The 26,317-nt window shown below is 35.4% G+C and carries 22 protein-coding genes and 1 rRNA gene; 12 read left to right on the top strand and 11 right to left on the bottom strand.

Annotated elements, in window-relative coordinates:
• The first annotated feature begins 54 nt into the window (after nt 1–54).
• Nucleotides 55–162 (top strand): 5S ribosomal RNA (gene rrf, locus OA86_RS12160).
• Nucleotides 163–580: 418 nt separating this feature from the next.
• The gene (locus tag OA86_RS12155) at nt 581–1,429 is read left to right on the top strand and encodes a DUF2911 domain-containing protein (protein ID WP_039353639.1); all 849 of its coding nucleotides are present in this window, start codon (nt 581–583) and stop codon (nt 1,427–1,429) included.
• 97 nt (nt 1,430–1,526) lie between these two features.
• On the opposite strand, the gene OA86_RS12150 is transcribed toward OA86_RS12155, so the two are convergent.
• Nucleotides 1,527–1,772, bottom strand: a complete 246-nt coding sequence (locus tag OA86_RS12150) for a hypothetical protein (protein WP_039353637.1) — start codon at nt 1,770–1,772, stop codon at nt 1,527–1,529.
• 26 nt (nt 1,773–1,798) lie between these two features.
• Complete coding sequence (locus tag OA86_RS12145) at nt 1,799–2,530, bottom strand: hypothetical protein (RefSeq protein WP_039353635.1); 732 nt, start codon at nt 2,528–2,530, stop codon at nt 1,799–1,801.
• A 299-nt stretch (nt 2,531–2,829) separates the two neighbouring features.
• On the opposite strand from OA86_RS12145, the gene OA86_RS12140 reads away from it, so the two are divergent.
• From OA86_RS12140 to OA86_RS12130, 3 genes are read left to right on the top strand one after another with little or no spacing between them, the layout of a single operon-like run.
• Nucleotides 2,830–3,030 carry a helix-turn-helix domain-containing protein gene (locus tag OA86_RS12140; protein WP_039353632.1) on the top strand — a complete coding sequence of 67 codons (201 nt, stop codon included), beginning with the start codon at nt 2,830–2,832 and terminating at the stop codon, nt 3,028–3,030.
• Between the two features lie 13 nt (nt 3,031–3,043).
• Complete coding sequence (locus tag OA86_RS12135; protein ID WP_082017335.1) at nt 3,044–4,276, top strand: DNA cytosine methyltransferase; 1,233 nt, start codon at nt 3,044–3,046, stop codon at nt 4,274–4,276.
• Complete coding sequence (locus OA86_RS12130; protein WP_052257507.1) at nt 4,273–5,406, top strand: restriction endonuclease; 1,134 nt, start codon at nt 4,273–4,275, stop codon at nt 5,404–5,406. The genes OA86_RS12135 and OA86_RS12130 overlap by 4 nt, the downstream gene beginning before the upstream one ends.
• 190 nt (nt 5,407–5,596) lie before the next feature.
• Here the strand turns inward: OA86_RS12130 and OA86_RS12125 are convergent, their stop codons facing one another.
• The 4 genes from OA86_RS12125 to OA86_RS12110 form a co-directional block, all read right to left on the bottom strand.
• Entirely contained in the window at nt 5,597–6,550 is a 954-nt protein-coding gene (locus OA86_RS12125; protein ID WP_039353629.1) for an alpha/beta fold hydrolase, read from the bottom strand.
• Nucleotides 6,551–6,629: 79 nt separating this feature from the next.
• Nucleotides 6,630–8,312 carry a sodium:solute symporter family protein gene (locus tag OA86_RS12120; RefSeq protein WP_039353625.1) on the bottom strand — a complete coding sequence of 561 codons (1,683 nt, stop codon included), beginning with the start codon at nt 8,310–8,312 and terminating at the stop codon, nt 6,630–6,632.
• 373 nt (nt 8,313–8,685) lie between these two features.
• The gene (locus OA86_RS12115; RefSeq protein WP_039353622.1) at nt 8,686–11,124 is read right to left on the bottom strand and encodes a PIG-L family deacetylase; all 2,439 of its coding nucleotides are present in this window, start codon (nt 11,122–11,124) and stop codon (nt 8,686–8,688) included.
• A gap of 175 nt (nt 11,125–11,299) precedes the next feature.
• Complete coding sequence (locus tag OA86_RS12110) at nt 11,300–11,695, bottom strand: hypothetical protein (protein WP_039353619.1); 396 nt, start codon at nt 11,693–11,695, stop codon at nt 11,300–11,302.
• A 204-nt stretch (nt 11,696–11,899) separates the two neighbouring features.
• Between OA86_RS12110 and OA86_RS12105 the strand changes: the two genes are divergently transcribed.
• Genes OA86_RS12105 through OA86_RS12095 form a run of 3 tightly spaced genes read left to right on the top strand, consistent with a single transcriptional unit; the run spans nt 11,900 to nt 14,441 of the window.
• Nucleotides 11,900–12,682, top strand: a complete 783-nt coding sequence (locus tag OA86_RS12105; protein ID WP_039353616.1) for an MlaE family ABC transporter permease — start codon at nt 11,900–11,902, stop codon at nt 12,680–12,682.
• Between the two features lie 3 nt (nt 12,683–12,685).
• The gene (locus OA86_RS12100; protein WP_039353613.1) at nt 12,686–13,438 is read left to right on the top strand and encodes an ABC transporter ATP-binding protein; all 753 of its coding nucleotides are present in this window, start codon (nt 12,686–12,688) and stop codon (nt 13,436–13,438) included.
• A 4-nt stretch (nt 13,439–13,442) separates the two neighbouring features.
• Nucleotides 13,443–14,441: an MlaD family protein gene (locus OA86_RS12095; protein WP_039353610.1), complete on the top strand. Its 999-nt coding sequence runs from the start codon at nt 13,443–13,445 to the stop codon at nt 14,439–14,441.
• A 106-nt stretch (nt 14,442–14,547) separates the two neighbouring features.
• On the opposite strand, the gene hutH is transcribed toward OA86_RS12095, so the two are convergent.
• A complete protein-coding gene (gene hutH / locus OA86_RS12090) occupies nt 14,548–16,038 on the bottom strand; it encodes a histidine ammonia-lyase (protein ID WP_039353608.1) in 1,491 nt (496 codons plus the stop codon).
• A gap of 192 nt (nt 16,039–16,230) precedes the next feature.
• Between hutH and OA86_RS12085 the strand changes: the two genes are divergently transcribed.
• Together OA86_RS12085 and uvrC are read left to right on the top strand one after the other, a co-directional pair.
• Complete coding sequence (locus OA86_RS12085) at nt 16,231–18,045, top strand: hypothetical protein (RefSeq protein WP_039353606.1); 1,815 nt, start codon at nt 16,231–16,233, stop codon at nt 18,043–18,045.
• A 101-nt stretch (nt 18,046–18,146) separates the two neighbouring features.
• Nucleotides 18,147–19,937 (top strand): excinuclease ABC subunit UvrC, encoded by a 1,791-nt coding sequence (gene uvrC, locus OA86_RS12080; RefSeq protein WP_039353605.1) that lies wholly within the window; start codon nt 18,147–18,149, stop codon nt 19,935–19,937.
• 1 nt (nt 19,938) lies between these two features.
• On the opposite strand, the gene OA86_RS12075 is transcribed toward uvrC, so the two are convergent.
• The 4 genes from OA86_RS12075 to OA86_RS12060 form a co-directional block, all read right to left on the bottom strand.
• Entirely contained in the window at nt 19,939–20,772 is an 834-nt protein-coding gene (locus OA86_RS12075; RefSeq protein ID WP_039353602.1) for a GLPGLI family protein, read from the bottom strand.
• A gap of 30 nt (nt 20,773–20,802) precedes the next feature.
• Complete coding sequence (locus tag OA86_RS12070) at nt 20,803–21,603, bottom strand: hypothetical protein (RefSeq protein ID WP_039353599.1); 801 nt, start codon at nt 21,601–21,603, stop codon at nt 20,803–20,805.
• Nucleotides 21,604–21,716: 113 nt separating this feature from the next.
• Nucleotides 21,717–22,799, bottom strand: a complete 1,083-nt coding sequence (locus tag OA86_RS12065; protein WP_126340447.1) for a putative type IX sorting system protein PorV2 — start codon at nt 22,797–22,799, stop codon at nt 21,717–21,719.
• A complete protein-coding gene (locus tag OA86_RS12060) occupies nt 22,799–23,686 on the bottom strand; it encodes a DMT family transporter (protein WP_039353593.1) in 888 nt (295 codons plus the stop codon). Before OA86_RS12060 ends, OA86_RS12065 begins: the two co-directional genes overlap by 1 nt.
• A 356-nt stretch (nt 23,687–24,042) precedes the next feature.
• Between OA86_RS12060 and OA86_RS12055 the strand changes: the two genes are divergently transcribed.
• Both OA86_RS12055 and OA86_RS12050 read left to right on the top strand, forming a co-directional pair.
• Complete coding sequence (locus tag OA86_RS12055) at nt 24,043–25,671, top strand: acyl-CoA carboxylase subunit beta (RefSeq protein WP_039353673.1); 1,629 nt, start codon at nt 24,043–24,045, stop codon at nt 25,669–25,671.
• Nucleotides 25,672–25,686: 15 nt separating this feature from the next.
• On the top strand, nt 25,687–26,298 hold the full coding sequence (locus OA86_RS12050) for a hypothetical protein (protein ID WP_039353589.1): 612 nt from the start codon (nt 25,687–25,689) through the stop codon (nt 26,296–26,298).
• Nucleotides 26,299–26,317: the final 19 nt, after the last annotated feature.

Below are 26,317 nucleotides of genomic sequence, written 5' to 3'. Positions count from 1 at the left end.
ATTAGTCTTATTTAATATACATATACTGTACATCCTTTTGTACAAAACCAACTTTAGGGTGGTTTTAGCAGAGGGGCTCACCTGTTCCCATTCCGAACACAGAAGTTAAGCCCTCTAGCGCCGATGGTACTGCGTAAGCGGGAGAGTAGGTCGCCGCCAGTTTTTTTAAACCTCATACATTTATTTGTATGAGGTTTTTTTGTGCTGTAAACTCAGATGAAAGACGGATAGATAATAGACAGATAGACTAACAAATCGGTTCGGTATTTTTATTTGTGTATTCCGTGGAAAGATGAAATGCCTGAAGTTTTAGCCCAGATGGAAGCGGTATCCTTTTTTGCCGGCAATGATTTGATTTCTGAGCCGAAATATTGAAGCAAAAAAGATATAGCGGACAGCTGGTTGTTGCCTGGTAGAAGGAAAAGTCTGGGTGCTCCTCATTGAGAATGTATTTATTTAAAGATAAGTATGTGTTCATAGTTTTACAGTTAGGAAAAGTATTAAAGTCTTTGTAGAGACTTGTGACTCATTCTAATTTGAAGTATCTTTAAAACTTATTGATAATCTAATTAAATCTGTCATGAAAAAAAGTATCTTATCTTTATTATTCCTTGGTGCAGTTGCAATGGGCAATGCACAGGTGAAAACTCCGCAACCGAGTCCGGCTGCGATGGTGAAGCAAACTATTGGACTTTCTGAGGTTACGGTGGAATATTCCCGACCGTCTGCGAACAGCCGAAAGGTTTTTGGTAATCTGGTTCCGATGGATCAAGTTTGGCGAACGGGTGCAAATGGTTCTACCGATATCACTTTTAAAAATGATGCTACTTTTAATGGCATCGCTATTCCGGCCGGGAAGTATGCGCTTTACACCATTCCTTCAACGAACCAGTGGGAAGTTATTCTTTATAAGGATACGGAACAGTGGGGTGCGCCGAAAGAATTGAAAGCGGATCAAATTGCGGCCAGAACTAAAGTGAAAGCAGAGAAAAGTGCAACTATGTTTGAAACTTTTATTATCGGTTTTGATGATCTTAAAACTGATAAAGCAAATCTTGTGATGAACTGGGAAAACACGATGGTGAAAGTTCCGATCGTTATGGATTCTAAGAAAGAGGTTTTGGAATCGATCAACACGACTTTAGGTTCGAAGGAGGCAAAAGCCGGGGATTATCATCAAGCTGCGGGTTATTATCTTCAGGAAGGGATGGATCTGAAGAAAGCTTTGGAATATACGGAGAAAGCGAATGCGCTTCAACCGGATACCTATTACATGTTGAAATTAAAATCTGAAATTGAAGCTGCTAATGGAATGAAGAAAGTGGCAATTGCTACCGCCACTCAATCTTTAGCGCTTGCAAAGAAAGAGGGTAATGAGGATTACGTGAAAATTAATACGGATAATATTGCGAAGTGGAGTAAGAAGTAAGACTACTTATTTTATAATTATAATGGACCCCAAAGTTTGGTGTCCATTTTTTGTTGCGTTTTTTCTTTGTGTGTAATAATCCTTTTGCAGTGGCAGACTATTCTCTTGCGGGAGACTCGTTTCTATTTGCGGGTTTCGAGTTTTTAGTTGCAGGACGTAAGTTTCTAGTTGCGGGTTTCGAGTTTCTAGTTGCGTGATGGTAGTTTCTACTTGCGGCATGCGAGTTATCATTTGCAGGGCGGTAGTTTCTGGTTGCGGGATATTCGTTTCCTTTTGCAGTGGCAGATATTTCTTCTGAGGTGTCAGATATTTCTTTTGCAGTGTCAGAATATTCTTTTTCCAAGGGCCGAATTATATTTTAAGTAGCGATTAAAGTTTCGGTTTTCTGAAGTCTATTCCTTTTACTTGCGCAAATTCTGGACTGTTTGCGCCGAATAGGGCTTTCACGTAGAGTTTTACTTCTTTCGCGGTTTCGTAGATGGAATTTTGATCAGTATAAAGGACTTTGTCTCTAGCAATTCTAGAGTTACTGACGGCGGTGTATGTTTGTGCGACGGCAGTATTCTTTTGGTTAAAGTCGGTAATTTTTGTATCGAGGGTGACTATTTGCAATTCTGTTTCATTAGGAGCATAAGTCGGTTCCGACTCTAAGACTGATTTTAAACCGGTAAAATGCTGAATAAGTTGGTCATAGGATTGTTGGCTGTTTGAAATGGTTTTGGGTGCAGGTTCAAGTGGATTCAGCGGTGTTTTTGGCGCGGAAGAACCTTTACCCTGAATTTTATTGTTGAATGTTTTTGCATCATCGATGGTTTGTTCGGAAGCATCGGTTGTTTGCAACGCAGCGACGAGGCGGGTAGAGAGTGGTTTCACATCGCTAAAGGCGATTACGCGATGATTTACTTTGGTATTGAAGTCGGTATTTTTGGCGATAACTTCTGTTAAAGAAGTTTCGGCGGCAGCTTTTAGGGCAAGAATCTGGGGAAGCTGAAGATTACTTTTTGAAGGGTTGTAGGTTGCGCCGTAAGCTGTAATAAATTCGATAAGGTCTTGTAGGTTTGCGACATTTTTGGCGTGGCCTACTTCGGATGTTGATGCCATGGTATTATTTTTTAATGGATTAATTAGATGTGAAATTAAAGAAAGAAGGGTTTATTAACGACCGTTAAAAAACCCTTTTTTTTGTTTTTTTAATAAAAAGATCTGAGAGGGAATTGGTAATAATAATTGGAGTCCTTGTTAATCGATTGATTAACGGGGATTTTTTTTGCAAAAATTCTTCGCTCATAGGTTCGTCTATCATGCATTGAGATTATTTAATTAAAAGTAGAAATGTGGCTTATTGCCAGTTGTAGTATTGACAACAAAATTTAAAATTTACAACAATTGAAAGGGACAATATGAATGTTAAGGAAAAGCTAGGAAAGCGAATTTATGAGTTGAGAATAGAGAAATCTTTGTCTCAAGAAAAGCTTGCTTTAAAAGCAAACATCGATAGAGCTTATATGCATTTAATTGAAAAAGGTAAGACTAATGTTTCTATCGAATTGATTGAGAAAATTGCGATTGCCTTGGAAATAGATATTAAAGAGCTTTTCTAATAAAAGATTACTAATGAAGTTTACAGAAAAAATATCTTTAGAGACTGTTGGTGATAAGCAGTTTAGAATAAAATTAATCGAGTCAGATAATAATCAAGAGGCAGTTCTTACGCATTATTTACAAAGTCTAAAAAATAAGAAGATTTCTAATTTCTTTAAAGATGATGCTATAAAATTTACCAAAGAAATTTTAGAAAATAAATATCCTGAGAATATAATCACAACGAAGGTTGCGGAAGAGGCTTTGCAAATGGGGCTTTTCGAAATGGATGATATTCCATTTGCACCAGTTGAGAAACCAAAATTTACTTTCATCGATTTATTTGCGGGGATTGGAGGATTTCGTTTGGCTTTGCAAAATTTAGGAGGAAAATGTGTATTTACAAGTGAGTGGGATAAGTTTGCTAAGATTACTTATAAAGGAAACTTTGGAGAAGTTCCATTTGGTGATATTACAAAAGAAAGTACGAAAGGATATATACCTGATAAATTTGATTTGCTCTGTGCCGGTTTTCCTTGTCAAGCTTTTTCAATTGCAGGAAACCGAAAAGGTTTTGCAGACACAAGAGGAACTTTGTTTTTTGACATTGAGCAAATTGTTAAAAAGCATAGACCAAAAGTTATTTTTTTAGAAAATGTAAAAAATCTAGTTTCGCACGACAAGGGAAACACGTTTAAAACAATTGTTGATATTTTAGAAAATAAATTAAAGTATAAGGTTTACACAAAGATTTTAAATTCTGCTACTCATGCAAATATTCCGCAAAATCGTGAAAGAATTTTCATTGTTGCATTTGATCCAGAACAAGTTGAGAATTATGCTGATTTTAAATTTCCCGAGGCAATTAAATTAACAAAAACGATCCACGATATTTTAGAAAAAGGAAAGCAAGCTGAAAATTTATATTATAAAAAAGACCATCAATATTATCCAGAATTGGCAAAAACGATGGTCTCCAAAGATACAGTTTATCAATGGCGAAGAGTTTATGCCAGAGAGAATAAAAGCAATGTTTGTCCTACATTAACAGCTAACATGGGAACTGGTGGACATAATGTGCCACTTATCAAAGATGATTTTGGAATTAGAAAATTGACACCGAAGGAATGTTTTTTATTTCAAGGTTATCCAGAAAATTATATTCTACCAAATCTGGCAAATAGTAGACTGTATATGCAAGCTGGTAATTCCGTAACAACTACTTTAATTGAGAGGATCAGTAATGAAATAATAAATGTTTTATGAAATCATTTGCAGAAATCGACATAGAAAATAAGGGAAATTATTTAAAATTACTTTCAGCTGTTTCTAAACTCTCTGGTTTATTTAGTGAGAGTGCTATTCCATTTATCAATTATAGAGTTGCTGAAAATATATTTTGCCGAAGTTTTGATGCAGGAAATTTATCAAGATCTGATACAGCTTTTGATGCAAACTATAATTCAATTGGTATTGGCTTAAAAACTTTTACTTGTAATGGTAATAATAGCAATGAAAAAGTAGCAGAATTTAATTCTCTTTCAAGGGTTTTATCAGAATTCAAAGGCAAAGAGTTAGCTATCAAATTAGGGGAATTCAGAAACGATAGAATAAATTTGGCAAATAGAGTTTACGACATTGAAAACTCCTTGTATCATATTGTTGCAAGAAAGGAAAAAGAACTTTTACTTTTTGAAACTGATTACGATGTGATTGATATTTCTAATATACATTCAGTAAAAAACAACAAAGCGAGTTTACAATTTGAAGATGGACATAATTTCTATTCTTTTAATTATTCAAAAAGCACACTTTTTAGAAAATTTATAATTCCATCAAAAGCTTTCCGATTACCTATTGAAATAATTGAAGACCCATATACTTTATTGCTTGAATTATTTGAAGAAAATAAAGATTTAAAACCTGCAACTAATAAACTTCAAAAAGGAGAAAATTATGTTATTTTGCCATTATATGGAATTTATAAAAAAGAAAAATTCATATTTGAGAAAAGTGGATTAAATCAATGGAATGCAGGGGGTAGAAAAAGAAATTATGGAGAAATCTACATTCCAATCCCGATTGAAATCCACAGAAAATTCCCTGATTTTTTTCCAAAAAGAGATGAGCATTTCAATTTAGAAATACCAACAGGAGAAATTTTTACAGCTAAAGTCTGTCAAGACAATTCAAAAGCTTTGATGACCGATCCAAATAAGGCAATGTCTGATTGGCTTTTGCGAACAGTTTTGCAATTGAAAGAAGGAGAATTAGCGACTATGGAAAAATTAGATAAGTTAGGATTTGATAGTGTAATAATATTGAAAGACGATAATGCCAATTTTAAAATTGATATTATGAAAACGGACACTTTTTCAGAATTTATTTTTAATTAAGATCAATATAAAATTAATTGTAATCTTTAATTTATTTAAGTATTTCCATTTGTACAAATCCTCTTCAACATACTCGCAACCCCAATTATCAACAAGCGCCAATCTGATTCAACCACAAAAACTCCAGCTGAGTTTTTCTATATAATCTAGATACTAGATTACAATGATGAAGGCTTTTAATGTAAAATCCTCAATGCAAAAATCCCTCAATCAACGGAAATAATTTCTCCGGTTCTTCAACCTGTGGATTATGCCCGGATTTTTCGAACATTACAAATTTTGCTTGCGGACAATAGTCTTTGTATTTTACCATCATTTCGGGTACGGCGACGCGATCGTATCTGCCGCCATAAATTAAGACGGGCATTTTTAGATTTTTTAATTCTTTGCGAAAGTCGAAAGTCCCGATGTCACTTCCTACAATAAAATCGCCGTCGCGACCGACCATCTGGTAATAAAGTTTTGAATTGAAAGGATTCGGATAAGGCTTTGAATTTTTGGAAATAAAATTATCAGGATTGTACGCATATAAAAAACCGTAAGGTACTTTGCCATAAATATTTTGATGGGCAGAATCGCTGGAAACTGCGCCTTTTTCCCGAATTGCCATGAGTTCTGCCCAGACTTCGGGGTAGTTGGTTTTAATTTCGTGATTGGAATTGTCATCATTTTTTTGCCACATGAGATAACTGTGAAAAGTATCGGCCAGAATTAAATGACTCACATTCTGGGGATATTTTAAAGCGTAACCTTGTGCAACCAAACCGCCGTAAGAATGTCCCAGAACATTGATCTTATTTAATTTTAGTGCTACTCGCAAACCTTCGATATCTTCAATATCGCGCGCCAAAGTATATTCTTTAACTACTTTTGCGGTATCACTTTTTCCTCTGCCGAATGCATCGTAGTAAATAATTTTATTGTCTTTTGCCAGTGCATCAAAAGCGCGGTAACCGATATGATTTCCGCCCGGTCCGCCCGGAATGATGATCATCGGATCGCCTTTTCCGACTTCTAATACATAGAGTTTTGCGCCATTTACTTGCACATATTTGCCGTCGGTGTAACTGCTTGGATACGTTTGGGCAAAGCTGAAATTCAAACCAAACATTAGGAAGGCGAAAAGAACAATTAGTTTTTTCATGATTTAGATAGTGTTAAAAATTTATCTGAAATTTTATGGATGTAAATTAAAAATAAAATTGGTTAAAAGGGTTATTTAATTATACAACTTCAATTATAGCAGGATCTTCATTTTTAAAAAACCTTTGAAGTACACTCGCAACCGCAATCATCAGCAAACATCCAATCGGATTCAGCCACAGAAACTCCAGTTCAATCACCTCTTTAAAATCTAAAAAGTAGAGCAAAATTATCACAGGTTCTACAATCAAAATACTCCACATTGTTGCTTTTCCGCCGATTTTTGGAAAGAGGAAGGCGATTGCGAAAACGCCCAGGATAACACCGTAAAATAAGGAGCCAATAATATTCACTGCCTGAATTAAGTTTTCAAACAAACTCGCATTCACGGCAAAGAAAATGGCGACCATTCCCCACATCAAGGTGAACAATCTGGAAGCATTCAGGTATTTTTTTTCTGAAATATCGGGTGCGAAATTTCGCTTGTAAATATCTACGACGGTCGTTGTTGCCAAAGCATTCAGTTCTGAAGACGTAGAACTCATTGCCGCAGATAAAATAACCGCGATCAATAAGCCGACAATTCCGGTTGGTAAATAATTGAGGATGTAATAGATAAAGACATAATCCTTATCATTTGATTCAATATCCGGCGCTTCTTTATTGATTAATTTTTTTACATCTTCTCTGATGACGACTTCTTTCGCCTGAAGATCTTTCAGTTCCGACATCACTTTCTCGGAATGATCGGTTTTCCAGACTGCGATTTTTTGTTTTTTCTCTTCGTGAATTTGATCATAATCAGAATTCAAAGCTTTATATTCCGTATTATTTTTGAGGGTTTGAGAAAGTGGATTAAAATTTAAAGGTGTCTTTTCAAACTGGAAAAACACAAAAACCATCACTCCGATAAACAGAATAAAGAACTGCATGGGGATTTTGAACAAGCCATTAAAGAGCAATCCAAGTCGCGCTTCCTTCAAACTTTTCCCCGTCAGATATCTTTGAACCTGACTTTGATCGGTGCCAAAATAACTGAGGAATAAAAACGTTCCGCCCAAAAATGCTGACCAAATATTGTAGCGGTTATTCAAATTAAATTCAAAACTCACAGCATTGAGTTTCCCCATTTTACCGGAATAAAGCAACGCATCATTTAAATCTAAAGGTAATTTCTCTACGATGAGAAAAAAGGCCAGAAACATTCCGATAAAAATCACAATCATCTGTTGTTTCTGGGTCTGACTCACTGCTTCTGTACCACCAACTAAAGTATAGATCGTCACCAAACTTCCGATCACAATATTGGTTAAAATCAGATTCCAACCTAAAATGGTGGATAGAATAATGGCCGGTGCAAAAATGGTAATTCCGGCTGCCAAACCTCTTTGAATTAAAAATAGGATCGCTGTTAAAATCCTGGTCGAAAGTCCGAATCGTTTTTCTAAATATTCATACGCTGTTAAAACGTTCATTTTGAAAAATTTTGGAAGCACCCAAACGCAAAGAATAACCATCGCAATGGGCAAACCAAAATAAAATTGCACAAAGCCCAAACCGTCGTGATAGGCTTGTCCGGGAGTTGATAAAAACGTGATGGCACTCGCTTGTGTCGCCATAATGCTCAATCCGACCATCCACCATGGATTGGTTTTTCCGCCCAAAAATGATTCCGATGTTGTTACTTTTTTAGATTTATAAATCCCGTAAATGACGATGAATAGCAGAACGAAAATGAGAACTGCCCAGTCTAAACTTTTCATTTATAATAGTTTTGAAAGATGAGCATGGCAACAATCATTAAAACCGTAATGATCAATAGCGCAGTGTAGAGCGTTTTCCAATTCGTATTTTTTTCCTGATTCATATTTTAGCACATTTTTTTTAAATTTTTGGCGCACAGATTTCACAGATTGTCACGGATGTTTTTTTTCTGCTAGTTAAAAAATGATTCCTGCATTTTCACATTTGCAAATCAATAAAGATCTGTTTAAATCTGTGCAAATTCGTGTGCAAAAAACGCCGACAGATTTCACGGATTCTCAAGGATTTAATATTGTTTTGTCATGACACTGTAAATAAATCTGTGCAAATCTGTGTCATCCGTGTGCAAGTTTTCAGTTAAAATCTGTGCGCTTATTTTTTCGTTTTCCCCAGCGCCAGAATATTCATAAATAATTTATACGCGCCAGGAACTCCCGCCGGTAATTCTCGGAAGAACGATAAACCCGTATAAACATAAGTTCCTTTTCCGTATTTTCCTGCTAATAATATTCCTTTTTGGGGAGATTCTCCCGTATCATTTCCTTCTAAAAGCGGAATTAAATTTTGATCATAATCATCAGCGAAATATAATCCTCTTTCCTGAACCCAATTGTCCATGTCTTTTTCTATCATGATGTTTGGAACGTTAAATACAGGATGATTCGGAAACAGAAATTTCAGTTTTGCATCTTCTTCAGAAATTCTATTTGAGCCCAATTTTAATTGGAAAGGTGCGATTTCATCCGTCAGTAAACCGCGGTTCACATTGTATTGATTAATGACCAAACCACCGTTTTCCACAAATTTCCAAAGGTCTTTATTGATCAAAGCCATTTCGGGCTGCGTATTATAAATTCTAATTCCTAAAATTAAAACATCATAATTTTTTAGAAGGGAGGGATTCCAGTTTTTTAAATCCAACTCATCAACGTGTAAGCCAATTGCTCGCAAAGAGGAAGGGATTTCGTCGCCCGAACCTTTCAGATAAGCAATCTTAACATTCGGAATTTTCAAATCTAAATTTTGAATCTTTGCCTGTGCATTTCTAAGCCAAATCTGTCGGTCGATATGTGGATAATCGACCACATTTAAAGATTGATCATAGATTTTTCCCTGAGATTCTACAATCGCTTCGATAAAAGAATTGGCGTTTTTCGAAATTGGTTCCACGGTAAAAAGCACTTTTTTCTTTTCACCAATTTCTATAAAATTAATTGTTTGTGGTTCCGAAACTTTCCAGTCTTTACTTGTTTTTAAGGAAACTTTCGCGGAAGAATTCACCACGAAACTTTCTACTTCAACCGTTATTTGTTTGGGTTGATTGCTGAAAATAAAATTTTCCTGATCGAAATTTGCCACAAAAGCGGGAACAATATAAAAAGGTTCGTAACGTTCCCCAATAGAGGGATTCACCGTTTTTTGTTTCAAAGGAATATTGAAATCAATTTTTGTCGGACCAAAATTAATCGTAACTGCTTTTTTAATGGGATTTAAAATTTCCGGTTGTCCAATATCTTCTGGATTATTGACGACATAAAAATTATTTTTCGGAGTTTCCTGAAGCCAGTATGGATTGGACAATTTTACATCATCCAATTTTAATTTCTCAGTGGCTTTATAGGATTCGTTGGCTAAAATTTCTTTGTTACCACTTCCGGAAATGGAGACATTTATAGTTGCATTACTTCTGTTGGTAATCTCTAAGTTGGTGGAAATTTCTTGATTAAAAGTTCCGAAACCATTTTTTGTCGTCCATTCAAAATAAATTCCCTGCGTTTGTAAAATTAAATCTTTAACCTGTTGTATTTTTAAATCATCTGCATTATTTTTTTTCAAGAGGACATAAACCTGAAGGAGATTATTCAAAGAAAGTTGCGGATTGCTATAATCAAATTCAGAAATAGTTTTATCCATCTGCGTTTTAAAAGTTCCGCCTTCTGAGGAAAGTTGTATTCCTTCAAAAATATCATTGGTTTTTGGTTTGTCACCTTTTAAAAATTTTAAATATTCTAAATCAGAACCTCTTTCCAAAGCCATTCCGAAACCTTGACAAGCATGTTTGCTTCGTGCTTTAGAAGAAATTTCGTTATTAGAAATTCCTAGTGTTGGATAATAATTTCCAACATTGATGGAATATAGATCACTTTTGTTTGCTTTGTCAAAATTCTCTTTACTTCCAAAAAACCACCAGCTTGTATTGTAGAACATTCGTTTAGGTTGCCAAACTTTTACATATTTCAACTGGTCCGGAAAAGCTTTTGGATCGCCTGCCAAATCAAATGCTTCCATGGCTAAAAGCGCAGAAGAAGTATGATGTCCGTGAGTTTCACCATTAGAATTTGGATCAAACCGAGTGATGATAATTTCGGGTTTATTTTTACGAATTGCCCAAACTACATCGGCTAAGATTTGCTGTTTATCCCAGAATTTCAAAGTTTCTGTCGCCGTTTTGGAATAACCAAAATCTAAAGCTCTCGTAAACCATTGTCTTCCTTTATCGACTTTTCGGGCTTCCAAAAGTTCCTGCGTACGAAGCAAACCTAATAATTCTCCTTTTTCGGTGCCGATCAAATTTTGTCCACCATCACCTCGAGTTAAGGATAAATAAACTGCATCAACATGTTTTTCATGGGTGAGCCAGGAAATAATTCTGGTATTTTCGTCATCGGGATGTGCCGCCAAATACATTACTGTGGTATTATTTTGCAACCGAAGAAGATCGTCGTATAGCTCTGAAGAAGTTTGTGGAATGGATTGTGCGGAAAATAAAAGGGATATGAAAAGACAAATCCCACCGAAAAATTTAATCATAGGCTAAAGATAAAAAGTTATTCTAAAATTCTTTGCATTATGGTCAATCTTTCCAAGAGATTTTTAATTTTTCCCTTCCAAGAAAAACCTCAATCATTTCCGATTGAGATTTTTTGAAATTGAAATGTTTTAAAATTGAAAGATTTCAATTCAATTAATCTTTAAAAGAAGATTCCTAATCTTCAAATGCTACCTTCTTAAAATTGGAAACCGTCATATTATATTGGCGGGAATCACATTCATCTGAAACATATTTTAAACTCAGTTGATCACCTTCAATAATATATCTGTAAACACCTTTACTTTTTACAGGACAAGGTGAACCGCCCATCGTTTTTTCAATATGTAACGTATCATTTGAAACTTTAAATTTCATTTGCTCTACAATTTTATCTTTTAACATAACGTCGATGTCATCGCCACTAAATTTAAGGACGATATTTTGAGCTGTTGGAATATTTGCAACTCCAGCCCATGCAGTATTGTAGATAGGATTCACCGGTTTTGCTTCTTTGCAGTTAAGTAAAATTCCTGACAAAGCAAGTAAGAAAATTTTAATCTTTGTTTTCATATTTTGTTGTTTAAATGATTACAAATTTATAATTTCACGAAATTAAATTTCGGGTGATTAAACCCTATTTTATTAGCGTTAAATTTTTAATGATTAAAATATAAATTTCAGTACGTGACGAAAGCAAAAATCGCCAGATTTCTGCTGATTTTATTATATTGTATTCACTATAAATATAACTACATTTGATTAACACCGATTTGTATGTTTAAAAATTCTGCTTTATTGGATAATACCAAATCTTTTTTCGCCGAAATTGGAGATATTACCTTGTTTGGAGGACGTTTCTTTCGGGAAGTGTTTTTTCCACCTTTTGAGTTTAAAGAATTGATCCGACAATGTTATAATATTGGCAATCGATCTTTACTCTTGGTTTCTGTAACTGGATTTATTTTGGGATTGGTATTTACACTGCAATCTCGGCCAACTTTGGAACAGTTTGGTGCAGAATCCTGGATTCCTTCCATGATCAGTATTTCTATTATTCGGGAAATTGGCCCTGTAATTATTGCGCTGATCTGTGCGGGAAGAATTGGTTCGGGAATCGGTGCAGAATTGGGCTCCATGCGCGTTACAGAGCAAATCGATGCGATGGAGGTTTCCGGTACGAATCCTTTTAAATATTTGGTCGTAACGCGAATCGCAGCGGCAACTTTAATGCTCCCACTTTTAGTAATTATCGGAGATGCTATCGCGCTTTTCGGTTCTGCACTTGTGGAAAATTTAAAATCAGATGTTTCCTATACTTTATATTTTAGTAAAGTTTTCAAAGCAATTGCATTTGGTGACATTATTCCCGCAACGATCAAAACATTTTTCTTTGGTTTTGCAATCGGTTTAATTGGATGTTTTAAAGGCTATAATTGTGCGAAAGGAACCGTCGGCGTGGGCGAAGCTTCTAATGCAGCGGTTGTTTACACCTCAATGTTGATTTTTATCATCGACTTTATCGCCGTATTTGTAACTGATATTATTTTTGATATTTAAAAAATGGAAGAAAATAATTCAAAAAAAGTAGTTTTAGAACTGAAAAATATCACCAAAAGTTTTGGCGACAATCAGGTGTTGAAAGGTTTTAATTTAAAACTTTTTGAAGGTGAAAATTTGACGATCATGGGAAAATCCGGCTCCGGAAAATCTGTTATGGTTAAATGTTTGGTCGGATTAATTCAAGCCGATGGCGGAAGCATCACCATCAATGGAGAAGATATTACGAAGATGGGACAAAAAGAACTCGATATTTTAAGAACTGAAATTGGATTTCTTTTTCAAGGAAGTGCTTTGTACGATTCGATGACGGTTCGGGAAAACCTGGAATTTCCTTTAAGAAGGCATAAAGACAAAATTAAAAATTTTACAGGAACGGAAGTTTTAGTAAAAGAAGCTTTGGATGATGTTGGTCTGGGAAAAACCATCGATTTAATGCCCTCTGAACTTTCCGGTGGAATGCAGAGAAGAGTTGCGCTTGCAAGAGCTTTGATCCTAAAACCGAAAATTCTCATGTATGATGAACCTACAACAGGTTTAGATCCGATCACTTCGAAAGAAATTATTGAACTGTTAAGAAATATTCAATTAAAATATAAAACCTCTTCCATTATCATTACGCATGACGTAGATTGCGCCCGAGTTATTTCGAACCGCATGATCTTACTGGTTGATGGAATTAATTATGCAGAAGGAACTTATGAGGAACTTTTAAAATCCGAAGATCCACAAGTTCAGGCCTTCTTTAAAAATTAATAGTATGGAAAAATCTACCTCAAAAAAAATGAATGTCGGCATTTTCGTCGTACTCGGGACAATTCTTCTGGTTACCGCGTTGTATTTTGTGGGAAAACGGCAACACCTCTTTAGCAAAAATATTCAGTTATCTGCGATTTTTACCGATGTAAGTGGTTTGCAGATTGGCAATAATGTTCGGTATTCGGGCGTGAATGTAGGAACCGTGAGCAAAATAGAAATGAAAGATGAAGGAAAAATTAGGGTGGAAATGTCGGTGGATGAAGAAGCGGCGAGATTTATTAAAAAAGATGCCATTGCATCAATTGCTTCAGACGGTTTGGTTGGAAGCATGGTCGTCAACATTGTTCCCGGAGAAAATAAAGCTGCAAAAATGGTGGTTTCAGGGGATCAAATTCAAATAAAAACTAAGGTGACCGTAGATGAAATTCTCGAGACCTTTAGCAAAACCAATGCGAGCGCAGCTTTGATCACTTCGGATCTTGCAAAAATTACGCATAAAGTGGTGGGTGGAAAAGGAGCTTTGGGTGCGATATTAAGTGACTCTTTATTGGAACATGATTTGCGTCGATCATTTGCTGCATTGAAGCGAACCGCAGAAGGTAGTAACAGAGCAATGGCTCAAGTGAACGCCATAATTTCTAAAATAAATTACGATCAAAGTGCTGCTGCAGTTCTTTTGAGTGATCCAAAATCTCGTAAGCAAATTCAAGATGTTTTTGGCAACTTAGAAAAATCTGGTCAGGATATTAACAAGGCAACCAAAAGTTTGAATGATTATGTGGACGAAATTAAAAATGGAAAAGGAACTTTAAACTATATCACCAAAGATCCGGTTTTGGTTAAAAATATCGACTCTACCGTGGTAAGTGTTAAAGAAGCTGCGGACAAATTGAATCAAAATATGGAAGCTTTAAAACACAATTTCTTTTTCCGTGGTTATTTTAAAAAGCTCGAAAAACAGAAAGAGAAAGATCTGAAAAAAAATGAAGTGAAGCTGTAAACAATAGTAAATCAATAGAATAAAAAGTTCCATCAATTAATTTTGATGGAATTTTTTTATGGATGGATTGGATAGAAAGATGATTAATGATAGCATTTAGATACAATTAATTAACCTCAAATTTTCTATCTCTGATCAAGTCCGCAATTGCCAACATATCTTCGCCGATCAATCGGTCTTCTTCTAATTTCGCAACTTTTGTTCGGATCAGAGAATAAGCAGTTTCAACATATTTCGAACATTTTGCAGGACGTCGGAATTCTAATCCTTGCGCACCAAACATCAATTCTACTGAAAGAATGTTTTCTAAATTCCCTAAAACCTGATTAAATTTTCTCCCCGAAATACTTCCCATGGAAACGTGATCTTCCTGTCCCAAACTCGTCGGAATAGAATCTGCAGAAGCCGGGAAACACAAAGTTTTATTTTCGGTAACCAACGCTGCAGAAGTGTATTGTGGAATCATAAATCCGGAATTTAATCCTGAACTCTCCGTCAATAATCTTGGTAAACCATATTTTCCTTCCAGTAAAAGATAACTTCTTCGGTCTGAAATATTTCCGAGTTCCGCAACTGCCAAAGTCGCATAATCTAAAGGTAAAGCTAGTAATTGCCCATGGAAATTTCCACCGGAAATTGATTCTTCAGAACTTAAAATAATCGGATTATCCGTCACAGAATTCAATTCTGTTTCTGCTAAATTTTTTAAATGTTCGTAAGCATTTCTACTCGCACCGTGAACTTGCGGAACGCATCGCATGGAATAAGGATCTTGAACACGATCACAGAATTCATGACTTTTTAAATTGTCGGAATCTTTTAGAAACTTCCGCATTCTCGTAGCTACTTTTCTACTGCCATCAAACGGACGAATATCATGAAGCTCTTTTTTAAATGGACTTGATGAACCTCGATAGGCTTCTAAACTTACTGCTGCAGTTAAGTCGGCTAGATTTAATAAGTATTCAAATTTATTCAAGCCTAAAATGGCGTGTGCTAAAATAAACTGAGTTCCATTAATTAAACCCAGTCCTTCTTTTGGACCAAGTTGCAAAGGTTGTAAACCATATTTTTCTAAAACTTTTCCAGTTTCTACAATTTCATCCTGTTGCCATACTTTTCCTAAACCTAAAAGCGGTAAGACTAAATGAGCCAAAGGAGCCAAATCACCTGAAGCTCCAACAGAACCTTGTTCCGGCACAACTGGAATGATATCTTTTTCCAACATGATGATCAATCGCTCGATCACTTCCAGCGAAACGCCGGAAAATCCTTTCGATAATGCATGAATTTTTGCAATCATCATCACTCTGGAATAATCCTTAGCAATCGGTTTTCCAACGCCAACTGAGTGAGAAATAATTAAATTATATTGAAGTTGAGCTGTTTCCTCTTCCGATATTTTCACGTCGCAAAGCGGTCCAAAACCCGTATTAATCCCGTACACCGTTTTGTCAGAAGCTACTATTTTCTGAACGTTGCTTTGAGATTTCAGAATTTTCTGTTTCGCTTCTTTGTTAAGTTTTGCTTCTTTGGGATTTTTCAAAATCGCCATTATATCAGTAATCGTAAAAGTATCGACGCCGTAAATTTTCATTAAATAGAATTTGCTTAAAAATACGCTTTTTTAAAAATCTGCAGGAACAGTTGAATGTTTTTTTTATTTACTGATAAAAGTCATAAAATCAGAACGTTAATAAATGTAGTATCCGATACATAATTAAAAATTTAATTCTAATTTTGATGGTTATTTAAAATTATCTAGTTAATAAAGAGATCAATAAAAAATATGAATAAGAAAAAGCCCGCACACAATTTTCACATTCCGGTTATGGGATTGGCTTATACGATCGACAGTCCGATCAGAGTTGCACAATACGGAATCTCTTCAGTAATTTCAATCATCGATGACGAAATCATTGAGAAAATGAACAGTTTGTACCACAAAAGAAACAATTTCAGTTACACGGAAATTTCAAATAAAATTGAAGATTACCGCGCGAAAAGAATTACAGCTTATCTTGATATGGTTCATGACGTCGTTAATTTGAAGTTTGAAAACTTTAAGAAAGAATTGAGCAAAAGCAAAGAAGCTCTTCAGCAATACATTGATATTCTTCCTAACAAATCGGATATTAAAAAAGGATTGGAAAACTTGGCTGAACAAAAAGAAAACTTCACCGAAAATGTCTGGAAATTCTTAGAAACTCACCTTTCTCCCGGAAGTATTGATGTGAATGTCATGACCAAAGTAGATAAAGATAATTTCGTAAAAGGTATACAATTACCTGTCATTTTCAATGATGCTCATGTTTCTTTGAGAGGTTTTGCCAACAGCAAACTTTCTTCTTCAATCGTACTTTCTGCCGGAATGAATCCGAGATTGTACAGTTATTTTGAATCTTTTCCAGATTTTTTTCCAAATGAGAAAGGAGAATTAAAAAAGAAAATTATTTTGAAAGTAAGTGATTTCCGTTCGGCGATGATTCAGGGAAATTTCTTGGCAAAAAAAGGACTTTGGGTTTCTGAATACCGCGTAGAATCTGGTTTAAACTGTGGCGGTCACGCTTTTGCAACCGATGGTTTATTGCTTGGTCCGATCATGGAAGAATTCAAACAAAAGAAAAATGATCTGATCGCTTCTGCTCATGAATTGATGGTAAATGCTTTGACTCAAAAAGAAATTCCTGTTCCGGCACAACCTTTAGAAATGAAAATCACCGTTCAGGGTGGAGTAGGTACTGCGGAAGAACACGAGTTTTTGTTGGAGAATTATCAAGTCGATAGTATTGGTTGGGGTTCGCCATTTTTATTGGTTCCGGAAGCGACTTCTGTTGACAAAGAAACGAGAGAATTATTGTCTAAATCCAAAGAAGAAGATTTTTACTTAAGCAATATTTCTCCGCTCGGAATTCCTTTTAACACCATTAAAGGAAGCACGAATGAGTTTTTCAAACAGGAGAAAATTAATAAAGAGAAAGCTGGTAGTTCTTGTCCGAAAAAATATCTGGCTTTGAGTAAAGAATTTGGACCAGAAGGAATTTGTACGGCTTCCAGAAAATATCAAACCGTTAAACTGAATGATCTGGAAGAGGTAAAAGAGATAATATCTTTGAAAGAGTACGATAAAAGAAAAACAAAAATTACTGAAAAATCTTGTCTTTGTGTCGGATTGGTCAACTCTTCTTATCTGGAAAGTGAGATTCCAATTAAAGGAGAGAAACAGGGCGTAGTCGTTTGTCCTGGACCAAATTTGGCGTATTTTGACAAAGAAGTTTCACTTTCTGATATGGTCAAACATATTTACGGAAACGAAAATGTAATGCCGGAAACAAACCGTCCGAATATTTTTGTGAACGAATTGAAAATGTATGTAGAGTATTTGAAAAATGAAATTGAAGAATATTCTGAAAGCTTCACTAATGCTCAGACTAAAAAATGGAAAACCTTTAAAAGCAATTTGATCGAAGGCGTTAATTATTACGAACAATTATTTGCTGAAACTTCTTTTTTCAAGAATAATGTGAAAGTAGTTGTGGTTCAATTAGCTGATTATAAAAATAAAATAATTGGTATTCAAATCCCTGAAAATGTGAAAGCTTAATACATTTAAAAATATAATTTTAAACCAGTCTGTCAATTTTGGCGGACTGGTTTTATTTTAAGAAGTTCTTTTTTACAAAGCAAAATCCTTATTTTTGCAACATGAATGCTGATCTTGATCTTCAACTTAAAACTTTACCGTCCGATCCTGGAGTTTATCGATATTATGATAAAAACGCGAATTTATTGTACGTTGGTAAAGCGAAGAATTTAAAGAAAAGAGTTCTATCTTATTTTAATAAAAATCAGCCAGGTTATCGCACCAGAATCATGGTTGCGAAAATTTTCCGGCTCGAAACTACTGTTGTTAACAGCGAATATGATGCGCTTTTGTTGGAGAATAATCTAATTAAGGAACATCAACCGTTTTACAACGTGATGCTCAAAGATGACAAAACTTATCCCTGGATTTGTATTAAAAATGAAGATTTTCCACGAATTTTTCTGACCCGAACTAAAATCAAAGACGGTTCCGAATATTTCGGTCCTTATGCGAAAGTTCGTCCCGCTAAGGTTTTGCTCGACACCATTAAACATCTGTATAAAATTCGAACATGTAATCTGAATCTTTCTCCGAAAAAAATTGAAGAAGGAAAATATAAAGTCTGTCTGGAATACCATATCAAAAATTGTGAAGGTCCTTGTGAAATGCTCGAAATGAAGGAACATTACGACAAAAAGATCGAGGCGATCCGTGGTATTATTAAAGGAGATTTCCGTACGGCGAAAGAATATTTGACGAATCAGATGATGACTTTTGCGCAGAATTTAGAGTTTGAAAACGCGCAGATGATCAAAGAAAGAATCGATCTGCTCGAAAATTATCAGCACAAACATACGGTCGTAAATCCGAGTATCAATGATGTTGATGTTTTCGGAATGACGAGTGATGAAACTGCGGCGTACATTAATTATTTTAAAATTCAGAACGGAAATATTATTCAAAGTTTTACGACAGAGATCAAGAAAATTCTGGAAGAAACGGATGAAGATATTTTGGAAGAAGCCATGATCGAAATCCGGCAGAAATTTGATTCTGATTCCAAAGAAATTTTGATTCCTTTTCATTTATCCTTAGAAATACCGAATGTAAAATTGATCGTTCCGAAAGTCGGTGATAAGAAAAGAATAGTAGAACTTTCTGAGAAAAATGCTAAAGAATACCGCATTGAAAAATTGAAAGCGGTGCAAATTGTAGATCCGGAAAGGCATACCAACCGAATCATGGCAGAGATGCAAAAATTATTGCGAATGCCAACTGAGCCTCGACATATCGAAGGTTTCGATAACTCGAATATTCAGGGAACAAATCCCGTTTCGGCGTGTGTTGTTTTTAAAGATGGAAAACCGAGCAAAGCTGATTACCGAATTTTTCATCCGAAAACGGTCGTCGGTCCCGATGATTATAAGACCATGGAAGAAGTGATTTATCGCCGGTACAAAAGATTGTTGGACGAAGCCGAACCGTTGCCACAACTCATATTAATTGATGGTGGAAAAGGGCAGCTTTCTTCTTCCGTAAAAAGTTTGAAGTTGCTTGGTTTGTACGGAAAAATAACCATCATCGGAATTGCAAAACGCCTGGAAGAAATTTATTTTCCGGAAGATCCGATTCCTTTGTATCTGGATAAAAAATCGGAAACGCTAAAAATTCTGCAAAGAGTTCGCGATGAATCTCACCGATTTGGCGTGAAACATCACCGAACGCGCCGTAAAAATTCGACCATCAAATCTGAACTCGAAGAAATTCCCGGAATCGGCGAAAAAGCAATAGAATTGTTACTTTCAAAACTGAAATCGGTCAAAAGAGTAAGAGAATCATCCAGAGAAACTTTGGAGGAAATCTTAGGAAAAAGTCGGGGTGGATTGGTTTGGGAATATTTTAATCTCTAATTTATTTCACAGGATAATTAATTCCCTGATTCCGCTCGATCGAATTGTTATTTTCCCGTAACATTTTTTGCATATCACTTGTCATTTGCGGAAAGTTGGGTACTTTTTCAATTCCATTATCATCATAAAAAGTAACTTTTTCCCGACCAGATTTTACATCACTGTATGGATCCAAATAATAGTCCATTTTTAATTTTGCAAATTGTTTCTCGCTGACTGCGATTGGTTTGAAGAAACCGTAGTAAACCTCCAAGAAGAAACTTGTATCCTGTGTTTCCTTAAAATTTCTATTTTTAATAAAATTGAATTCATACTGATTTTGGGAATCAGCAATTTTTAATATTAATCCAGGTAAACCGCTAAATTTATAAGGACCATAAGGAAAAGGCAGATCTGTAGAAAACCATGCGATCCAATGTCTTCCGCCGAAATCGGTTTCTGCTTTTTGAACTTTTAAACTACCAATTTCTTTTTTTTCGGATGATATTGTCCAAATCATTTTATCTTCAGTTTCGATGCTGTAATAATTATTATAAATACTTTCGAAATTTTTGAAAGCATCTGAATTTATAGATTTTGAAATTTTATTTTTGAATATTGGTTGTACAAATGACAGCTCACTGCGAGCTTTTTGTCGCATAGAATCAGTGATTAAATAATTATTACTGTAAGATTTTATATTTTCGGGATTTACATCTAAAACCACAATGTCTTCTAAATACTCCTTATTAATAGTGTCATTCAGAAATTTCACTTCGTAAAAAAAACGGTGAGTTTGAGATAAAGCAACTTGATAAATTAGAAAAAATAAGATGCAGTAAATTATTTTCTTCATATTCGATAGGTTTTGATTTCTAATAAATAGTTATTGTTTAGAAAAAATCTGATTGTTAAAAGTTCCATCAGGAAGAGGCATTTCAATTACAATTTTTCCTTCTTCCAAATAGCCCAAAGTTGTTGTTCCGTCGCTCAATTGCACACGATAAGTATCTTTTTTGGAGGAAGGTTTGAAAATCCCGTAAGGAACAGAACTGTTCGGATTCGCCAGAATAAATTCACCATTTAAAAGAACAATTTTATTTAAAGTTAAAGTTCCATTGGTGTAAACTTCTGCCTTTTGGATCGTTGGTGATTCTGCTTTATTCGTAATTGCCGTCGGAACTTTACTGCTTACAACTTTTACAGTTTCTCTTACTTTTTCTTCTTTTTGAATAGTTACGGGAACTGATTCTTTTTGAACTGCAACTAAACCTTTTACAGGATTTGATACTGCTATTTTCATCATGGCGTCTTGCAGCGCATCCTTCATTCCTTCTTCAAAGTCTTTTATTTTAGATTTACCTTCGAAGCTTGCTACACTTTTTTCGTTGCAGTCTTTGAAATCGATCCGCACTTTATTCGTAAACATATTGCTGACATCGATAATTTCTGCACTTAAAACTTCACATGGATCATTATTTTCCGTCATGCTACTTTGTGCAGTTTCACTAAGAATGACAAACTGTTTCGCTTTCAGTTTCTTGACCAAAAGGATGTTAAGACCATATTTGTTAGACTTTGCATCTTTGAATTTTTCCGGAACACGAATATATTGATATGCCGAAATTTGTTGGCCATAAAAGAAAGTGATAAGAAATAGCGCTGAAATTTGCAGGAATTTTTTCATTAATTAGATTTGAAGTGAAGTTATGAATTTTGCTAAAGTAAATAAATGAAATTAATCGACATGAATGTCAACTATATTTTGAAGAAAGAAGAGTTCTTTTAAATTAATGCTTATTAATTCCTAAAATCACCCATATCCAATTTCAAAGAAAAGAAATTGGAGTAAAAATTAGAGCCGCCGATCCCCGAGTTGGTGATCGCATAATCTAAAGTTAAACCTTGGTATTTAATACCGATTCCGGCACTGGGTTGAAAGGATATTTTTCTTTTTAAATCCTCAATATCAGTAATAGTTTGAAATCTGTTCACACCAACTCTCACAAAAATTATATCCTGAAATTTCAGTTCTGCTCCTGCATAAGGCGTGATGCTTGCGAAACTTGTTGAAATTAAAGCCGCGGTTTTTGCGAAGTCAATATTTACACCAGCTTCAGGCAGTAATTCTAGATCGCGGCTGATTTCAAAATTTCTACTGATGCCAATATTCAGTTTTGGCATGGTGATCTCCAGTTTATCTTTTGGAGCAGGATTAAATTCTTCCCCATTCACTATTGCAGAAAGTTCGCTTTGATTCACGGTCCAGAAATTGACAGTGGTCGTTGCATCACGCAACATTGCGCCATAATTCCAGCCTGTATCTGTTTTATACAAAACGCCGACATCGAATCCGAAACCATAACCACTCGCAAATTTTCCCACATTTCTGTAGACCAATTTAGCATTAATTCCGACCGCAAGATGTTGATCACCGCCCGGACGAAAAGCGTAAGAAAGCAAAGCTGCATAATCTGACTGGGAAAAACTGGTGATCTTATCGTAGTCGATATTTCCTTCTGCATCGATAAGTTGCGTAGTATTTAAAATATTATCTACGCCAAGACGAACCACAGAAATCGCGAAAACGCCGCCATTATTATCCAGAGGTTTTGCATAAGCGATATAATCATATTTGGCGATCGACTCGAAATATTCTGCATGCATTGCTGCACCTTGCCAATCACGGTCAATACCAATTAATCCTGCAGGATTCCACATTGGAGAATACACATCACCTTGACTTGAAATTACTGCACCGCCCATTGCGAGACCTCTTGCCCCGGCTCCAATGTTTAGAAATTCATTAGAATATTTCCGGACGATCTGCGCCTCAGAAAAAATTCCGTAAAAGATAAAAAGGGTAAAGAATATTTTTTTCATCAAACTTCTACTTTTTTCGCCATTTTTCTGGACTTAATAATTCCGTTGGCAACAATCGCTAAGATCATAATTAAAGATGCACCATAAAAAATAGGACTCATTTGTTCTGAATCACCAAAGATAAAGTAAGCAAGAATAATCCCGTACACAGGCTCCAGATTAACTGTTAAAATCAGGGTAAAAGGCGAAATATATTTCATCAGTTTCACCGATTCTAACATTGGGAAAGCTGTAAAAAAACTTGCCAATAATATGACTAACGCTAAATCACGATAACTTATTTCATTGACTTGCGAAATTTCTCCCGTCAACAAATAAAATAGACTTAGTAAAAGGAAACCCGAAAATATTTCATAGAAAATAATATTTCCCGAACTTGTTTTGCCAAAGATCTTACCATTAAAAACAGAAAAAACGGTTCCGAAAAGTGCGGTCAAAATTCCATAAAAAATCCCTTCTTTATAATGGAATTCAGTTTTAAAAATTAAAGCCATGCAAATTACGATCACGATTCCCATGATGACTTCGGAGAGATCAACTTTCCTTTTGAAAATAATAGGTTCTAAAATAGCCGCAAAAAGAGTGGAAAGTGATAGACAACTCAATGCAATTGAAACATTGGAAACTTTAATTGAGTAAAAAAAGCAAAACCAGTGAGCTGCCATGAATCCTCCGATCGCAGCCAGCTGAATCAGGAGTTTTCTGGGAACATGTAAGCTTTCTCTTTTGATAAATCGGATAAAAATATAAAGGAAAACGGAAGCGAAAGCCATTCGGTAAAAAACCAGAATGTGCGCATTGGCATGAATGAGTTTTCCTAAAATTGCGGTAAAACCCCATAAAAATACGATGAGATGCAGTCGGAAAAGTGCGGAATTTTTGAACACTATTTTATACTTTTTTTAAACTTCTGCAAATCTACAATTACCTTTTAAATTAATGGCGAAAGATCAGGCTGATTTCCAGCGAATTTACACAAAAACCCCAAAAATCTTCGCAATTTTTGGGGTCTTCAAATAATAAACTATTAAAAAAACCAGGAACTAAATTTTAAAATCTCATCAATCGATGGTCATTTTTATATTTCAATAACGGAAAAACAGAAATTTTATTTTAGTAAAAAAGCTGCTTGGAAGTTAAAACTCTTCAATTAATTTTCTGAAATTCAAATGATTACCGCAAAGCCTTGGGTCTAAAGGAAATAGGATTAAAAATCTTACCTTTAGGAAAATTTTTTTTAACAATGGATATAGAATTTAATAAAAGAGAAGATCAAAATAAATTAAAACTCAGCGCGATCAACAGTTTGCTCACCGAAATCAAAAAAGGAGGTGGCGAAAAACGTTTGCAAAAACAGCGCGATGAAGGCAAATTAACGGCTCGAGAAAGAGTGGAGTATTTGCTGGATAAAAATTCAGATTCTATAGAAATTGGCGCTTTCGCCGGTTATGAAATGTACGAAGAACAAGGCGGCTGTCCAAGTGCGGGAGTTGTAGTCGTAATGGGTTACGTTTCCGGGAAGCAATGTTTGGTGGTTGCGAATGATGCATCTGTAAAAGCTGGTGCATGGTTTCCAATTACTGCGAAGAAAAATCTTCGTGCGCAAGAAATTTCTATGGAAAACAGATTGCCGATCATTTATCTGGTAGATTCTGCAGGAGTTTTTCTTCCGATGCAGGACGAAATTTTCCCTGATAAAGAACATTTTGGCAGAATTTTCCGAAATAATGCGAAAATGAGTTCAATGGGAATCATTCAGATCTCTGCCGTAATGGGAAGTTGTGTTGCAGGTGGCGCGTATCTTCCGATCATGAGCGACGAAGCGATGATCGTTGACAAAACAGGATCTATATTTTTGGCAGGAAGTTATCTGGTAAAAGCTGCGATAGGCGAAACCATTGATAATGAAACGTTAGGTGGAGCGACAACGCACTGCGAAATTTCTGGAGTAACAGACTATAAAGCCAAAGACGATAAAGATGCCCTTGATCGAATTAAAACGATAATGAAATCGATCGGTGATTATGAAAAAGCAGGTTTCGACCGAACCGAAAGTTTTCCACCGAAAGAAAAAATAGAAGATATTTTTGGACATATGCCAGTTTCCCGAGGTGATCAATATGATACTTTTAATATCATCAAATGTTTGGTTGATAATTCTGAATTTGAAGAGTATAAAGGAGATTACGGCAAATCTATCATCTGTGCAACGGCAAGAATCGATGGTTGGAGCGTCGGAATTGTAGCGAACCAGAGAAAATTAGTAAAAAACGGAAAAGGAGAAATGCAGTTTGGTGGTGTAATTTATTCGGATTCTGCAGATAAATCAACACGGTTTATTGCGAACTGTAACCAAAGAAAAATCCCTTTACTTTTCTTACAGGATGTAACCGGATTTATGGTCGGTTCAAAATCTGAACATGGCGGAATCATCAAAGACGGAGCGAAAATGGTAAATGCTGTTGCAAATTCTGTGGTGCCGAAATTTACGGTAATCACTGGAAATTCTTATGGTGCCGGAAATTATGCAATGTGCGGAAAAGCTTATGATCCAAGATTGATCGTAGCTTGGCCTTGGTCAGAATTGGCAGTAATGGGCGGAAGTCAAGCGGCAAAAGTTTTGGCACAAATTCAAACTTCAACATTAAAAAAGCAGGGAAAAGTAATTTCAGAAGAAGAACATCAGGAAATTCTGGATACTATTTCGAAAAAATATCAGAAACAAACAGAACCGACGTATGCTGCTGCAAGATTGTGGACCGATGCGATCATTAATCCTATCGATACCAGAAAATGGATTTCTATGGGAATTGAAGCTGCAAATCATTCGCCGATTACCGAAAAATTTAATTTAGGAGTCATTCAAGTATAATAAAAAACACAAACCATGAAAAAAATTCTATTCATCCTCGCATTGCTGAACTTTGGTTTAGCTTCTTCCCAATGTACGATTACGGGTGCAGATCAGATTCAGGTCGGAGAAAGACAGGTTTACACCGCAACAAATAGTGAAGCGGCGGAATGTATAGATTGTTACCAATGGGCTTATCTGGATCAGAAAATAATATTAGAAGGAGACACGAAAAAAAATGAGCTTACCGTAAAAGGTGCTGTTCCCGGATCGGCGGTTTTATCCTTAGAAATTAAAACGAAAGATGGAAAGTCTAAATGTGATAAGTTGATCAAAGTAATTGCGCCAACTTCAAACATTCTTACCAATGATAATGTGAAATGTGATATTGGAGTCAGTGCTTTTAAAGAAGTGAGAGCGACAGATAAAATAGTGGTTTTTGAACCGGAAACTGCGGAGACCAATCTGTCTTATATCTGGACCGTTACGTATAGAAATGGCGATATCAAGAAATCCGCTGAAAAAAAACCACAGTTTGATTATTCCAATGAGCATGTGATCGATAAAGTAGATATGGAGGTTTTTCTAAACCAATGCTCGACAAAAATTTCGAAGTCTTATGATTCTAATTTTTGGTATTTTTTCTAAAGGAAATCGATTTTATTCA

Source organism: Kaistella jeonii, assembly GCF_000812865.1.
Taxonomy (GTDB): domain Bacteria; phylum Bacteroidota; class Bacteroidia; order Flavobacteriales; family Weeksellaceae; genus Kaistella; species Kaistella jeonii.
Note: the sequence above shows the minus strand (reverse complement) of the source record. Positions and strands in the feature narration are given on the sequence as shown.

Excerpts from the sequence above, each read along its gene's own strand:
- OA86_RS12155 (WP_039353639.1), top strand. The coding sequence starts at position 581 with ATGAAAAAAAGTATCTTATCTTTATTATTCCTTGGTGCAGTTGCAATG.
- OA86_RS12145 (WP_039353635.1), bottom strand. The coding sequence starts at position 2,530 with ATGGCATCAACATCCGAAGTAGGCCACGCCAAAAATGTCGCAAACCTA.
- OA86_RS12140 (WP_039353632.1), top strand. The coding sequence starts at position 2,830 with ATGAATGTTAAGGAAAAGCTAGGAAAGCGAATTTATGAGTTGAGAATA.
- OA86_RS12135 (WP_082017335.1), top strand. The coding sequence starts at position 3,044 with ATGAAGTTTACAGAAAAAATATCTTTAGAGACTGTTGGTGATAAGCAG.
- OA86_RS12130 (WP_052257507.1), top strand. The coding sequence starts at position 4,273 with ATGAAATCATTTGCAGAAATCGACATAGAAAATAAGGGAAATTATTTA.
- OA86_RS12125 (WP_039353629.1), bottom strand. The coding sequence starts at position 6,550 with ATGAAAAAACTAATTGTTCTTTTCGCCTTCCTAATGTTTGGTTTGAAT.
- OA86_RS12120 (WP_039353625.1), bottom strand. The coding sequence starts at position 8,312 with ATGAAAAGTTTAGACTGGGCAGTTCTCATTTTCGTTCTGCTATTCATC.
- OA86_RS12115 (WP_039353622.1), bottom strand. The coding sequence starts at position 11,124 with ATGATTAAATTTTTCGGTGGGATTTGTCTTTTCATATCCCTTTTATTT.
- OA86_RS12110 (WP_039353619.1), bottom strand. The coding sequence starts at position 11,695 with ATGAAAACAAAGATTAAAATTTTCTTACTTGCTTTGTCAGGAATTTTA.
- OA86_RS12105 (WP_039353616.1), top strand. The coding sequence starts at position 11,900 with ATGTTTAAAAATTCTGCTTTATTGGATAATACCAAATCTTTTTTCGCC.
- OA86_RS12100 (WP_039353613.1), top strand. The coding sequence starts at position 12,686 with ATGGAAGAAAATAATTCAAAAAAAGTAGTTTTAGAACTGAAAAATATC.
- OA86_RS12095 (WP_039353610.1), top strand. The coding sequence starts at position 13,443 with ATGGAAAAATCTACCTCAAAAAAAATGAATGTCGGCATTTTCGTCGTA.
- hutH (WP_039353608.1), bottom strand. The coding sequence starts at position 16,038 with ATGAAAATTTACGGCGTCGATACTTTTACGATTACTGATATAATGGCG.
- OA86_RS12085 (WP_039353606.1), top strand. The coding sequence starts at position 16,231 with ATGAATAAGAAAAAGCCCGCACACAATTTTCACATTCCGGTTATGGGA.
- uvrC (WP_039353605.1), top strand. The coding sequence starts at position 18,147 with ATGAATGCTGATCTTGATCTTCAACTTAAAACTTTACCGTCCGATCCT.
- OA86_RS12075 (WP_039353602.1), bottom strand. The coding sequence starts at position 20,772 with ATGAAGAAAATAATTTACTGCATCTTATTTTTTCTAATTTATCAAGTT.
- OA86_RS12070 (WP_039353599.1), bottom strand. The coding sequence starts at position 21,603 with ATGAAAAAATTCCTGCAAATTTCAGCGCTATTTCTTATCACTTTCTTT.
- OA86_RS12065 (WP_126340447.1), bottom strand. The coding sequence starts at position 22,799 with ATGAAAAAAATATTCTTTACCCTTTTTATCTTTTACGGAATTTTTTCT.
- OA86_RS12055 (WP_039353673.1), top strand. The coding sequence starts at position 24,043 with ATGGATATAGAATTTAATAAAAGAGAAGATCAAAATAAATTAAAACTC.
- OA86_RS12050 (WP_039353589.1), top strand. The coding sequence starts at position 25,687 with ATGAAAAAAATTCTATTCATCCTCGCATTGCTGAACTTTGGTTTAGCT.